The 12,868-nt window shown below is 71.1% G+C and carries 11 protein-coding genes; 6 read left to right on the top strand and 5 right to left on the bottom strand.

The window, feature by feature from the left end:
- Both ACFY3C_RS11175 and ACFY3C_RS11180 read right to left on the bottom strand, forming a co-directional pair.
- Entirely contained in the window at positions 1-1,671 is a 1,671-nt protein-coding gene (locus ACFY3C_RS11175; RefSeq protein WP_386574636.1) for an AMP-binding protein, read from the bottom strand.
- The gene (locus ACFY3C_RS11180) at positions 1,668-2,441 is read right to left on the bottom strand and encodes an SDR family oxidoreductase (protein WP_386574635.1); all 774 of its coding nucleotides are present in this window, start codon (positions 2,439-2,441) and stop codon (positions 1,668-1,670) included. Before ACFY3C_RS11180 ends, ACFY3C_RS11175 begins: the two co-directional genes overlap by 4 nt.
- Positions 2,442-2,599: 158 nt before the next feature.
- On the opposite strand from ACFY3C_RS11180, the gene ACFY3C_RS11185 reads away from it, so the two are divergent.
- Positions 2,600-3,820 (top strand): exo-beta-N-acetylmuramidase NamZ domain-containing protein, encoded by a 1,221-nt coding sequence (locus ACFY3C_RS11185; protein WP_386574634.1) that lies wholly within the window; start codon positions 2,600-2,602, stop codon positions 3,818-3,820.
- Between the two features lie 80 nt (positions 3,821-3,900).
- Positions 3,901-5,175, top strand: a complete 1,275-nt coding sequence (locus ACFY3C_RS11190) for a serine-threonine protein kinase (protein ID WP_390770549.1) — start codon at positions 3,901-3,903, stop codon at positions 5,173-5,175.
- 18 nt (positions 5,176-5,193) lie between these two features.
- Here the strand turns inward: ACFY3C_RS11190 and ACFY3C_RS11195 are convergent, their stop codons facing one another.
- Positions 5,194-7,983, bottom strand: a complete 2,790-nt coding sequence (locus ACFY3C_RS11195; protein WP_390770550.1) for a penicillin acylase family protein — start codon at positions 7,981-7,983, stop codon at positions 5,194-5,196.
- A gap of 258 nt (positions 7,984-8,241) precedes the next feature.
- Here ACFY3C_RS11195 and ACFY3C_RS11200 point away from each other — a divergent pair, with 258 nt between their 5' ends.
- Together ACFY3C_RS11200 and ACFY3C_RS11205 are read left to right on the top strand one after the other, a co-directional pair.
- Positions 8,242-8,844: a hypothetical protein gene (locus ACFY3C_RS11200; protein WP_386574631.1), complete on the top strand. Its 603-nt coding sequence runs from the start codon at positions 8,242-8,244 to the stop codon at positions 8,842-8,844.
- Positions 8,845-8,944: 100 nt separating this feature from the next.
- Positions 8,945-9,649, top strand: coding sequence for a 3-keto-5-aminohexanoate cleavage protein (locus tag ACFY3C_RS11205; protein ID WP_390770551.1), 705 nt, complete (start codon positions 8,945-8,947; stop codon positions 9,647-9,649).
- Here the strand turns inward: ACFY3C_RS11205 and ACFY3C_RS11210 are convergent.
- Positions 9,619-10,353 carry a hypothetical protein gene (locus ACFY3C_RS11210; protein WP_390770552.1) on the bottom strand — a complete coding sequence of 245 codons (735 nt, stop codon included), beginning with the start codon at positions 10,351-10,353 and terminating at the stop codon, positions 9,619-9,621. The two genes, ACFY3C_RS11205 and ACFY3C_RS11210, sit on opposite strands and share 31 nt — an antisense overlap.
- A gap of 149 nt (positions 10,354-10,502) precedes the next feature.
- Between ACFY3C_RS11210 and ACFY3C_RS11215 the strand changes: the two genes are divergently transcribed.
- Entirely contained in the window at positions 10,503-11,570 is a 1,068-nt protein-coding gene (locus ACFY3C_RS11215; RefSeq protein WP_390770553.1) for an RNA ligase (ATP), read from the top strand.
- A gap of 250 nt (positions 11,571-11,820) precedes the next feature.
- On the opposite strand, the gene soxR is transcribed toward ACFY3C_RS11215, so the two are convergent.
- Positions 11,821-12,279, bottom strand: a complete 459-nt coding sequence (gene soxR / locus ACFY3C_RS11220; RefSeq protein WP_390770554.1) for a redox-sensitive transcriptional activator SoxR — start codon at positions 12,277-12,279, stop codon at positions 11,821-11,823.
- A gap of 117 nt (positions 12,280-12,396) precedes the next feature.
- On the opposite strand from soxR, the gene ACFY3C_RS11225 reads away from it, so the two are divergent.
- Positions 12,397-12,858, top strand: a complete 462-nt coding sequence (locus tag ACFY3C_RS11225; RefSeq protein WP_386574626.1) for a MaoC family dehydratase — start codon at positions 12,397-12,399, stop codon at positions 12,856-12,858.
- The last annotated feature ends 10 nt before the right edge of the window (positions 12,859-12,868 follow it).

A 12,868-nucleotide genomic window follows, 5' to 3' on the forward strand; every position in this document is an offset into this window, starting at 1 on the left:
TTACTGCTGATTGTCGTGGGCCCGGGAACGCAGTTCCCGACGGAGGATCTTCCCACTCGTCGTCTTCGGCAAGTCGGGCAGGATCTCCACCTGGCGCGGGTACTTGTAGGCAGCCAGTCTCTCCTTGCAGTACACCGCGAGTTCATCCGGGTCCGCCTCGGCGCCCGGCCGCAGGCTGATGTAGGCCTTCACGGTCTCGCCGCGGTAGCCGTCGGGGACGCCCACGACGGCGGCCTCGCGTACCGCCGGATGGGTGTAGAGGACGTCCTCGACCTCGCGCGGCCACACCTTGAAGCCGGACGCGTTGATCATGTCCTTCTTGCGGTCGACGACGTAGAGCCAGCCCTGCGGGTCCATGAAGCCGATGTCGCCGGTGCGCAGCTCCCCGTCCGGGAAGGTCTCGGCGGTGGCCTCGGCGCGCCGCCAGTAGCCGGGGACCACCTGGGGCCCGCGGACGACGATCTCGCCCTGCTCGCCGAAGGGGACCTCCTCGCCCCGCTCGTCCAGGATGCGCACGAAGGTGTCGCCGCCGGGCACGCCCACGGCGAGCGTCCCGGAAGCCGGGTCGACGGGCGACTCCAGGCCGGGCGGGACGGCCGCGGCGGCCCCGCTGCACTCGGTCAGCCCGTAGCCGGTGCGGATGTACTTGCCGCACTGGGCGCGGAACTTCTCCACCAGAGCGGGCGGCACGGGGGCGCCGCCCGAGGCGATGCCCACGAAGGAGGCGAAGTGCTCCGCGGTGACGTCCGGGTGGGCGGCCAGCGCCATGTAGGCGGTGGACGGGCCGACGGTGTAGTGCGGACGGTGCTCGGCGAACGCGTCCAGGACGACGCCCGGCTCGAAGCGGTAGGCGAGCACCAGCGTGCCCGCGCTGGTGAGGCAGGACGCGAGCTCGCTGACCATCCCGGTGATGTGGAACAGAGGCGCGAGCGCGAAGTAGACGGGTGCCTCCGGCAGGGCGAGCCCGGTCCGCTGCCGCTCGGCGTTGTGCATGATGTTGCCGTGCGTGTTGGTGGCGCCCTTCGGGGTGCCGCTGGTGCCCGAGGTGTAGCTGATCAGCGCGATGTCGCCGGGGCCCGGGGCGCGGCCCTCGGGCGCCGTGCCACCCTGCCGGGCGACGGCCACGAGGTCGTCGGCGTCCGGGGCCTGGGGCAGCCGCTCGAAGGTGAGCACGCGCGCGTCGTGGCGCGTCTGGAAGTCCAGCTCGCACCCGGTGAGCACGATCCGCACCGGCGAGTCGGCGGCCGTGTCCCGCAGATACGACTCCCAGGCCCGGTCGGAGCAGATCAGCGCGGCGACCTCGCCGTCCCGCAGCACATGGGCGACCTCGGCCGACTTGTACATGGGGTTGACGGGCACGACGGTCGCGCCCGCCTTCCAGGCGCCGAGGACGGCCAGGACGAAGTGCGGGGAGTTCTGCAGCAGGACGGCGACCCGGTCGCCGCGCTCCAGACCGCGCCCGGCGAGGTGAGCCGCCACGGAGTCGCTCAGCTCGTCGACCTCGCGGTAGCTCAGCCGGGCGTCGAAGTAGGCGAGGAAGGTGCGGTCGGGGGCGTCGGCGACGGCCGCGCGCAGGGCGTGCACGAGCGAGTCGGCGGGGTCGACCGGCCCGCGCTGGACCTCGTTGAGCAGGGCCAGCCAGGGGCGTGCCGCGTACGGCGAGGCGCTCACCGGGTGGCCTCCCACTTCTGCTGGATGTGGTTCATGCCGGCGAGCCAGCGGTCGGGGGTGGCGGCCCGCGCCCGGTAGTACTCGGCGACCTCGGGGTGCGGCAGGATCAGGAAGCGGTCCTCCGCGACGCCCTGGAACAGCGCCTCGGCGACCGCCTCCGGTTCGATCGCGGTCGGCTGCAGCACCAGGTCGCCCGCGCTGCCGGTGGCGGCCAGCATGTCGGTGCGGACGCCCTGCGGGCAGATGGCGTGGACCTTGACGCCCCGGTGGCCGTAGGTGAGCGACAGCCACTCGGCGAAGGCCAGCGCGCCGTGCTTGGTGACGGCGTAGGAGGGGGCGCCGATCATGGTGAGGAGTCCGGCGGCCGACACGGTGGAGACGAACCGTCCGCGCCCGCGCTCCAGCCAGTCCGGCAGCAGCGCGTGGGCCGCCCGGACGTGGGCCATCACGTTGACGTCCCAGGACAGCGCCCAAGCCTTCTCGTCGAAGGATTCACCGGCACCCGCGTCCTCGAAAGCGACGCCGGCGTTGGCGCAGAAGACGTCCACGGCACCGCCGAGCGCGTCACGGGCGTCGCCGACGATCGCGGAGGCGTCGCCCGGCACGGCGATCCCCCCGATCTCCGCGGCCACCGCCTCGGCCTTCCCGGCGTCCAGATCATTGACGACGACGCGGGCGCCCTCGGCCGCGAACCTACGGGCCAAGGCGGCCCCGATCCCCCCGCCCGCTCCGGTGACGACCACTCCGGCATCCTGCACGGCTTCCACCATCGGTCTCCTTCGGCACGGCGAGATTCGGCTCGGCGATCGCCAGACTAACCAGTCGGTATGTGTAAAAGGAAGGGTGCCTGGCCCAACCTCAAGGGGCGCGGGGAACTGCGCGAGCAACCACATACGGCCTGCACCTTCCACACAACGGAGGTCACCCTATGCGCCTGTCCAGACGAAGCCTTCTCGCATCGGCCACGATGGCAGCCGTTCCTGTCACACCCCAACACCGCGAACAACTGCACACCGGCTTCGAAAGACTCGCAGCCGACGGATACGCCCTCCTGGCCGGCCAGAAAGTCGGCGTCGTCACCAACCCCACGGGCATCACGAGAGACGCCAGCCACATCGTCGACGTCATGCACGCCGACCCCCGCTGCGAACTCACCGCGGTCTTCGGCCCCGAGCACGGCTTTCGCGGCACCGCGCAGGCCGGCGGCTCCGAGGGCCGCTACGACGACCCGGCGACCGGCCTGCCGGTCTACGACACGTACCTGAAGAGCGGCCGCCCGCTGGCGGACATCTTCACCGCCTCCGGCGTCGACACGATCGTCTTCGACATCCAGGACGTGGGCGCCCGCTTCTACACGTACATCTGGACCCTGTACGACTGCATGGAGGCGGCCCAGCTCGCGGGCAAGAGGTTCGTCGTGCTCGACCGCCCGAACCCGGTCACCGGCCGCTCGGCCCAGGGCCCCGTCCTGCACAAGGAGTTCGCCAGCTTCGTCGGCCGCCGGCCCATCGCGCAGGCGCACGGCATGACGGTCGCCGAGCTGGCCCGGCTGTTCAACGGGGAGTTCCTGAGCACGCCGGTCCCGCTGGAGACCGTCCTGATGACGGGGTGGAAGCGCACGCGCTTCTACGACGCCTCCGGTCTGCCCTGGGTGCCGCCGAGCCCGAACATGCCGACCCCGGACACCGCGCTGGTGTACTCGGGCACCTGCATGTTCGAGGGCACCAACCTCTCCGAGGGGCGCGGCACGACCAGGCCCTTCGAACTCCTCGGCGCCGAGGACGTCGACGGGCGCTGGGCCGCCGCGGTCAACGAGCTGGGGCTGCCGGGTGTGCGGTTCCGGGAGGCGTACTTCGCGCCCACGTTCTCCAAGTTCCAGGGCAAGACCGTCGGGGGCGTGCAGATCCATGTGCGGGACCGGGCCGCCTACGACCCCGTACGCACCGGGATCGCCCTGCTGGTGACCGCGCGGAAGGTCTGGGACGGCTTCGCCTGGCGGTCGGACAACTGGATCGACAAGCTCACCGGCTCCACCCTGGTGCGGACGATGATCGACGCGGGGGCCCGCACGGACGAGGTGGTCGCCGCCTGGCAGGACGAGCTGGCGGCTTTCCACGGCATTCGAAAGGAATATCTGCTCTACAAGTGACCCGCGTTGTATGGCCAACTCTGCCCCGTCGCAGGACGATACGTCCACATCGCATCGTTCGGGGGACGAGGGAGCCCGGCATGGCGGATCCTGGGATGAGCGTGACTCCCTACTGGGAGCTGACCTTCGATGCGGACGGGGACGTGGACGGCCCCGAACGCGACCGGCTGCTGGCGCAGGTCACGGACCGGGGCGTCCGTGACCTGATCGTCTTCGCGCACGGCTGGAACAACGACCGCTCGGGCGCCACCGCGCTGTACCGGCGTTTCTTCGCCCCGATCCCGAAGCTCGCCCCGAAGGCGCGGATCGGGTACGTGGGGGTGATCTGGCCGTCGATGCGGTTCTGCGACGAGCCGATCCCGGACTTCCCGAGCGCCGCGCCCGCTCTCACGGTGGGCCCGGCGCTGGACCCGGACACCCGGCGCGCACTGCTGACGACCTTCCCGGACCGCGCCGAGCAGCTCGACCGGCTGGCCCGGATGCTGGACGAACAGCCCGGCGGGGAGCAGGGGTTGGCGGAGTTCGGGCAGTTGGTGCGACAGCTGGTCGGGACGGCCCGGCCGCTCGCCGCGGCGGACACCTCGCAGCAGGGCGAGCCCCTCATGTTCAGCGGGGACACGACGACCGCCTGCGAGGAGTTCGCCGCGGCGCTGACCGGGCCGCACGCCGAGTTCAGCCTGCCGAATCCCTGGGAGGGCGCCAAGGAGCTGCTGCGGCAGGCGACGTACTACACGATGAAACGGCGGGCCGGGACGGTCGGCGAGCACGGACTCGGGCCCTTCGTCGGGCAGTTGGCCCAGGCGGCTCCCGGTGTGCGGGTGCATCTGGTCGGACACAGCTTCGGCGGGCGGCTGGTGGCGTTCGCGCTGCGCGGGCTGCCCGAGGGAGTGCGCACGGTGAAGTCCGTGACGTTGCTGCAGGGCGCCTTCTCGCACTACGCGTTCGCGGCCCGGCTCCCCCAGGACTCGGGCACCGCGGGCGCGCTCAAGGACCGGCACAAGCGGATCGACGGCCCGCTGGTGTGCTGCTACTCGCACTTCGACGACGCGCTCGGCACCTTCTATCCGCTCGCCTCGCGTCTCGCGGGGGACGACCGCTCGGTCCTGGGCGTCGACGTCGCAGGCGTGCTGGGCCCCGAGTGGGGGGCCATGGGGCACGACGGGGTGCAGGCGGTACCGGGCACCGCGAAGCTGGACCTCGCCGCGGCCCTGAACGGGGCGCTGCCCGGCTCGGGCTGTGTGAACGTCGACGCGGCCGCGGTCGTCCACCGCGGGGGCCCGCCGTCGGGGGCGCACAGCGACATCGTGCACCCGGAGCTGGTGCGGGTGGTGCTGGCGGCGGGCCGTATCGACTGACCCGCCGCCGTTCGGACGTCACCGGTGTGACGTGTACTCCACGACCTGCTGGAAGGTCGGCCGGTTCTGCCAGCTGATCTTCCCGTGCTTGATGCCGCCCAGGGTGCGCTGGACGATCGAGTCGGCGCACCACTGGTCGCCGGCCGAGCACTGGTCGTCGGCCGGGTAGACCTGGGCGGCGGTCAGCCCTGCCGCCTGCTTCAGGGTGCTGATCAGGCTGTCCCGGCAGGCGCTGAGGCTGCCGCCGCCGCAGTACTGCTGGGCGAGCGGGCCCTGCACGGACTCACCGAGGACCGACCGGATGTCCTTGTCGACATAGCTCCACCAGCCGTACTGGAAGGAGCTTCCGGCGTGCGAGCCGGTCGGGCCGTGCCCGGCGGACGGGGCCTCGTCCACGGGCAGGTTGTCGGTGAACGCGGTGTACAGGTCGCTGCCCAGGCCGGGCTCGAACTCCGCCTTCACCAGCAGCGGCCACCAGGCGTCCAGGATGCGGATCGCGTCCGCGTTGGCGTACGCCTTCGAACCCGCCGACGTCTCCGTGCGCCTGGCACCCGCGGTCACCCACACCTGGAGCTTGTTCACCGCGGCGGCGGCCGTGGAGTCGGTCACCGGGGAGGAGTTGATCACCTTGAGCAGCTTGGGCAGCACGTCCTCGGCGCGCAGGTCGGCGAGGGCCGCGTCCGCCATGGCCTGCACCAGCTTCGTACGGGTCACCCCGCCGGCCGCGACCAGCTTCTTCACCCGGTCCTCGAGCAGGTTGCCGCGGTGCACCGACCCGTCGCCCCAGGGCGCGGTCGTGTAGTCCTTGGCCTGCTTGTTGTTCCAGGAGACGTAGTAGTCCTGGTCGACCGAGTTGGGGTGCGCGGAGGCCGGGGTGTAGTCGGCCGTGTTGGTGGCCGGGTCCCAGTTCCGCCACTCGTACGCCGGCTGCGCCCACACCGGGAACTCGGCGTCGACACCGCTCGCCCGGACCGGGTTGTCACCGCTGTTGTAGTACGCGGTGTGCTGGGAGTCGGCGTAGAACCAGTTGAAGGTGTAGTTGATGTGCTGGGCCGCGCTCTGGAAGTCCTTCGGGCCCTTGACGTAGTCGGGGTCGTTCAGCATCTGGAAGCCGATGATCGAGTCGGCCTCGTGCAGATAGGAGGAGCGCAGGGTGGTGTAGGCGACCTTCTTGCCGCCGACGGTGGCGCGGTACTCGACCGGGCCGTACTTCGTCCGCCACACCCGCATGGTGTACGACCCCGCCGCGGTCCCGTCGGCGGTCGTCGGCTTCCACGCGTTCTTCTGCTCGACCTTGTCCATCGCGGTGCAGGTGCCGTGGTACAGGTAGTGGGAGTCGTCCTGGCACAGTTCGACGGCGTAGGTGTCGATGATGTCCTGGCCCGAGGTGGTCGCGCTCCACGAGTAGTCCTGGCCGCGGCCCAGTTCGACGTACATGCTCAGGCCCGCGAAGGAGGCGCCGCGGGCGCTGATGCCCGGGCCCTGGATCTCCTGGAGCATGAGCAGCTGCGGTGCGAAGTAGCCGGTCTGCGGCCCGAAGACGGCGATGGGGTGGCCGCTCGCGGTGTACTTGCCGCTGACCACGAGGGCGTTGGACATGCCGCGCTTGGCGGAGCCGAGGGTGGTCCTGGCCGCCGTGGTGGAGGCGCCGGTGGCGCTCGCGGTGGCGGCGCTGCCCGTGCGGTCGTAGACGAGCGGCTCCTGGGTGACCGAGCCGGGGTCGGGCAGGGCCTCGCCCTGGGGGTCGTCGGGCTTGGACGCGTAGGGGAAGCTCTCGCCGTTGTGGACGGTCAGGACGGCCTCGGCGTCATTGCGCTCGCGGAAGGACTCCCAGACCTTGGTGCCCTCCGCCACGCCGTACTTGGACTGGGCGGCGATCAGGGAGAGCGCGTTGTTGACCTCGCCGCCCCCGCCGGAGCCGAACAGCGAGCCGACGACGGAGCCGAGCGCCACCAGGTCGGTGATCTTGAAGTGGTCTATGGTGCCGGCGTTGGTGATGGAGTCCTTGTGGCCGGTCAGGACGTACTCGCCGGGGAAGTAGCGGCCGCTGTCGGAGGCGTCGATGTAGGAGTTGATGCCGGCGAGGTAGGCGTTGGCGTCGGCCAGGGCCTGCTGCCCGCGGGCGCCGTTGTTCGCCACGGCGTTGTCGATCTGCGCCTGCAGGTCGGCCTCGGTGTACGGCGCGTTGCGGTAGAACTGCTGCTCAAGGCCCTGGTTGGCGGCCGCGCCGCCGGCGAAGGTGGTCAGCTGGCCGCGGCCCACGTGCCGGAAGACGTCCATCAGCCACAGCCGGTCCTCGGCGGCCGCGTACCCGGCGCCGAACTCGGTGCCGTACCGGGTGGTGCCTGTGATGTGCGGCACACCGGTCTTCTTGTCACGGACGATCGTCACGTCGCTGCGCCCGGCCGGCTTCTCGGTGGAGGCGACCTGGTCGGAAGGGACGCCGAAGGAGGCGTCGTTGAAGAAGGTGTTGATCTTCACGTCGGTGAGCGCCGAGTAGCCGGTCGCCAGATTGGCGTACGGGCCGAGCTGGTCCTCGGCGTGGGAGGGCTGGGTGCCGAAGGCCTGGTTGAGCAGGATCTGGGCGAGGGTGGCGTTGCCGTTCTCGCCCGGCGGCAGGATGTCCGAACACTGGCCGCCGCAGTAGTCGTTCGAGGTCGTGGCGCTCTCCGCCGCCGCTGCCTGCGTGAGCGGGGAGAGGACTCCCGCGACGAGAACGCATACGGATGCCGTCTTCAGGAACCCGGTGAGCCTGCGGGGAGTTCTCAGTTTGTCGAACAACACGTTGCGTGGGGTGCGCCGTGGCATGGCAGCTCCTCCCGACGGGGGTGGGCCGGACGTTACCGCCGGTATCCCCGGGATTGAAGATGAACATGCGTCAAGTTTCGGAGTCACGAGGACCGGTGCGCCCGGCGGTCAACCCGGGGCGCCTTATGGGAGGGCATCGGAAATCGGATGGAGCCGGATCGCGTGTCGATACGTCTACTCGGCGACGTCGCGCGAAAGCCGTACGGCGACGCCGAAGTGACCGAAGTGCGGACGCAGGTGTGACGGAGGTGCAGGGCGATGGCCGGATTCCGAAGTCTGGCGAGACAGGTGCGCGATCCGCGGTGTGATCTGGCACTGCGACGCTACTCACTGCGTAAGTGCCTGGAGCGGTTCGCTCCTTACGGGCACCGGGCGACCTGGGACCACTTGTGCTCCCGGGCCGGTTTCGGTCCGGAGGACCGCTCCCCCGACCCGGCGCGGCTCGTGGCCGCACTGGAGGAGTTGGAGGCGGCGCGAGAGGTCTGGCTCACCTATGAGGGCGAGTTCGCCGAGCGCCGCAAGAAGGAGAAGCACGACGGGCTGCGCCGGCCGGGCACCGTGGACGACTGGCACCGGCTGACCTGGGGCGGGTTCGGGGTCGCCTGGTGCGACGACCCACGGGTCCACCCCGACGAGCCGCTGGCCGAGGTGCTGCGCCGGCTGATCGCCGCGCTGGAGCGGGAACCGGGCTCGGCCTGCCCGGTGTGTTCCGGTGAGCGCCTCGTGTGGAAGTACGACCTGGACCACGAGCCCTCGTCCGGTCCGGTCTGCACGGACTGCGGGATCCTCGTGCCCCGGCCCGTGCTCACGCCCCAGGCGCCGGCGGGCGCCGGGTGGGGACAGCTGCTGATCTCGGCCTGATCGGCAGGGGGGTGGAACCGGGGGGTGCGCAGGGGGATGCCGCACCCCTTGCCGGGACGCGCCGTTGGGCACTGTCAGTGGCGTCCGGCACCATCGACTCATGATGCAGGTGTGTCTCAACGGCCGCCGCTCGGCCATGGACGGCGCGTGTGTGCCGTTGTCCCCCGAGGACTTGGCGCGGTCCGCCGCCGAAGCGGTCGCGGCCGGCGCCACGGAGATCCACGTCCACCCCAAGACACCGTGCGGGCACGACAGCCTGTCCCCAAGGGTCCTCACCCCGACCCTGGACGCGATACGGGCGCGGGTGCGGGTGCCGGTCGGGGTGACCACCGGCGCCTGGACCGACCCCGACCCGGCCGCCCGCCTCGACCGGGTGCGCAGCTGGTCCGTACTGCCCGACTTCGCCTCGGTCAACTGGCACGAGCCGGGCGCCGAGGAACTCGCCGCGCAACTGCTCTCCCTCGGCGTCGACGTGGAGGCGGGCATCTGGTCCGGCACCGACGCGGCGTCCCGTTTCGCGACCTCACCGCTCGGACCGAGGGCGCTGCGGGTGCTCGCGGAGGTGACCGACCCGGATCCGGCGACGGCTCAGGCGTCGGCGCGCACCCTGCTGGCCGAGCTGGGCGAGGCCCACGGCCGCCCGGTACTGCTGCACGGCGAGGAGGGCGGCACCTGGCCGGTGCTGCGTCTGGCCGGACGGCTGGGCCTGGCCACCCGCATCGGCCTGGAGGACACCCTGGCCCTGCCGGATGGTGAACGGGCCCGGTCCAACGCTCAGTTGGTGGTGGAGGCGCTCTCCCAGTAGGCGTGCGCCCAGCGCTCGTCGTGGGGCAGGGCCAGGAGTTCGCTGCGCACGGCGAGGTCGTACTCGCCCAGGGCGTGCAGGCGGGCGGCACCGGGGCCGGCCAGCCAGGTACGCAGCTCGGCGACGCCCGTCTTTTCGCTGTCGTCGTACCACCAGGAAAAGGGGGAGTTGTCGGAGAGCAGGTCGTAGAGCCACTCGTCGGCGCACTCGATGAGGTGTCTGTCGGCGACCGGTCCTCGGGGCCAGCCGTCGAGGAACGGAGCCACGCTCCCCGCGATCGTGGCACAGACGTCGAAGATCTCGTCGATGGGGTAGGGCGGTTCGGCGGTCGCCAGGGCGTCCTGCCACCAGGCGCGCAGGAAGGCATCGATCGCCGCGGCCTGCTCGGCCGGCCAGGAGCGCCAGTCCACCCGGCTCAACCCGTGGCAGCCGAAGTCGATCCCGCCGAGGGTGGCGTCGGCCATCGCCCGTGCGGCCTGCGGGAGCAGGCGGCGCATCGCGGCCGCGTGATCGTCGAAGTGGTCCGATACCTCGAAGAGGTACATCTCCAGCACGTCGGCGGGCATGCGGACGTTCGGCGTGCGCAGGTACGCGGTCTCCTCGGGCAGGTGACACCGGCCGCAGCCGGTCTCGTTCGGGCTCGTGAAGCCGTTGAAGACCGTGTCGATGTCCGCGAGGGCGGCGTCAAGTGCGCGTGATGTCATGGGAGTCGGCCCCGTCGTGACTCCGTGCGCGGCGTCGCCGCCGGCCGAAGATCACGACGTTACCAGCCTCTAATCCGCTCGCTCCACCCCTTTCCTGTGCGGAGAGTGGGTGCCGATGAAACCGAACTGAGGAACCGAGGAGTCCCCAGATGTCGACGCTGCGCGTCACCGCCGAAGTGCTGACCGTCCACGAGCATCCGAACGCCGATGCGCTCGAGTTGGCCCAGGTGGGCCTGTACCGGGCGGTCGTCGCCAAGGGTGCGTACCGCACCGGTGAGGCCGCCGTCTACATCCCCGAGCAGTCCGTGCTCCCGCCGGGGCTGATCGAGGAGCTGGGGCTGACCGGGCGGCTGGCGGGCGGCGACGCCAACCGGGTCAAGGCGGTACGGCTGCGGGGTGAGCTGTCGCAGGGCATCGTGTGCCGGCCGAAGGCGCTGGCGGACGTGGACCTGGCGCGGGCCGCGGCCGAGGGGACCGACTTCGCCGAGCGGCTGGGCATCACCAAGTGGGTGCCGCCGGTCCCGCCCACGATGGACGGGGACGTGGAGTCCGCGCCCGATCTGCTGCCCTGGGTGGACATCGAGAACATCCAGCGGTTTCCGGACATCTTTACAGCGGGCGAGGATGTGGTCCTGACCGAGAAGCTGCACGGCTCGGCCTGCCTGCTGACGTATCTCGCCGACGAGGACCGGGTGCACGTCTCCTCCAAGGGCTTCGGCGCCAAGTCCCTCGCCCTGAAAGAGGATCCGCGCAATCTGTACTGGCGGGCGGTGCGCGGACACGGCGTCACCGAGGTCGCGGCCCGGCTCGCCGAGCGGTTGGGGGCGCGCCGGATCGGCATCTTCGGCGAGGTGTACGGGGCGGGGGTGCAGGACCTGACGTACGGGGCCGACGGCCGGCGGGAGACGCTGGGGTACGCGGCGTTCGACGTGTCCGCCGAGATCGACGGCACGGTGCGCTGGCTGGACCCGGCCGAACTCCTCGACGGTGAGCTGCCGTTGGTGCCTCGGCTGTTCTCGGGGCCGTACGACATCGAGCGGGTGCTGGAGTTCGCGAGCGGGCGGGAGACGGTGTCCGGGCGGGGGCTGCATCTGCGGGAGGGCGTGGTGATACGGCCCCTCGTGGAGCGCTACAGCGGGGTGACCGGGGGTCGGGCGATCGCGAAGGCGGTCAGCCCGGCGTACCTGACGCGCAAGGGCGGGACCGAGTACGAGTAGGTGTCTGGTTGCCCGGTGCTGGGGCTTCGCTCGAGCAGGGGGACCCCCATCGCCCCAGCGGCACGACTGCCCGCAGCTACGCAGGCATCTCCAGCGGCCGCGCAGCCGACGGGGCTGCAACCCCCAGGGGCGCGGGGCTGTATCGATATGCGGCTCCGCCGCGTGGGCGCGACCAGCCCCCACGCACCCGCACCCGCACCCGCACCCGCACCCGGCGACGCTCCGCAGCCGCTACGGCGGAGGCCCGCGCTCAGCGGCCCTCCGCCATCAGCCGCGACCCCGCCCTCTGCTCACCGAACACATCGTCCGGGTTGGACAGGACGCACGTGTCCAAGGACAGGCAGCCGCAGCCGATGCAGTCGGTGAGGTGATCGCGGAGGCGGTTGAGCTGCTTGATGCGTTCATCCAGCTCGGAGCGCCACGCCTCGGACAGGCGGGTCCAGTCCTCGCGGGTCGGGGTGCGCTCCTCGGGGAGTTGCGCGAGGGCCTCGCGGATCGTGGCCAGCGGGATGCCGACCCGTTGGGCTGCGCGGACGAAGGCGACGCGGCGCAGCGTGTCGCGGGCGTAGCGGCGCTGGTTTCCGGAGGTGCGGCGGCTGGTGATGAGCCCCTTGGACTCGTAGAAGTGCAGGGCGGAGACGGCGGCGCCGCTGCGCGCGGACAGCTGGCCGACGGTCAGCTCGTGGATCTTCTCGGGAATCTGGGGCACTCCTCAGAGACTACCGACAGACACCATCCGACCGGTCGGGCCGGTATCCGTTGACATCACCCTCTCACCCGACCATGCTAAGCAGTTGCTTAGACATGCGAGCGAGAGGCCGGGAACATGGCAGAACCGAGGACCTTCACCTCCCCCGACGAGCTGAAGGGCGCGGTGGGCGAGCAGCTGGGCCACACGGACTGGCTGGAGATCGACCAGAAGCGGATCGACCTGTTCGCGGAGGCCACCGGGGATCACCAGTGGATCCACGTGGACCCGGAGAAGGCCGCGGCGGGACCGTTCAAGACCACCATCGCCCACGGCTACCTGACCCTGTCGCTGCTCCCGCTCTTCGGGCCGCAGCTCATCAAGGTCGAGGGCGTGCGGATGGGCGTCAACTACGGGACGAACAAGGTCCGCTTCCCCTCCCCCGTCCCTGTCGGCTCCCGGCTGCGCGCCACCGCGACGATCACCGGCGTCGAGGACGTCCCGGGCGGCGTCCAGGTGGCCGTCGCCTTCACCGTCGAGCGCGAGGGCGGCGACAAGCCGGTCTGCGTCGCGGAGTCGGTGTCCCGGTACTACCTCTGAGTTCCCCGGG

Origin of the sequence: Streptomyces sp. NPDC001410, from assembly GCF_042895235.1 — a bacterium.
In the GTDB taxonomy this organism is placed as follows: domain Bacteria; phylum Actinomycetota; class Actinomycetes; order Streptomycetales; family Streptomycetaceae; genus Streptomyces.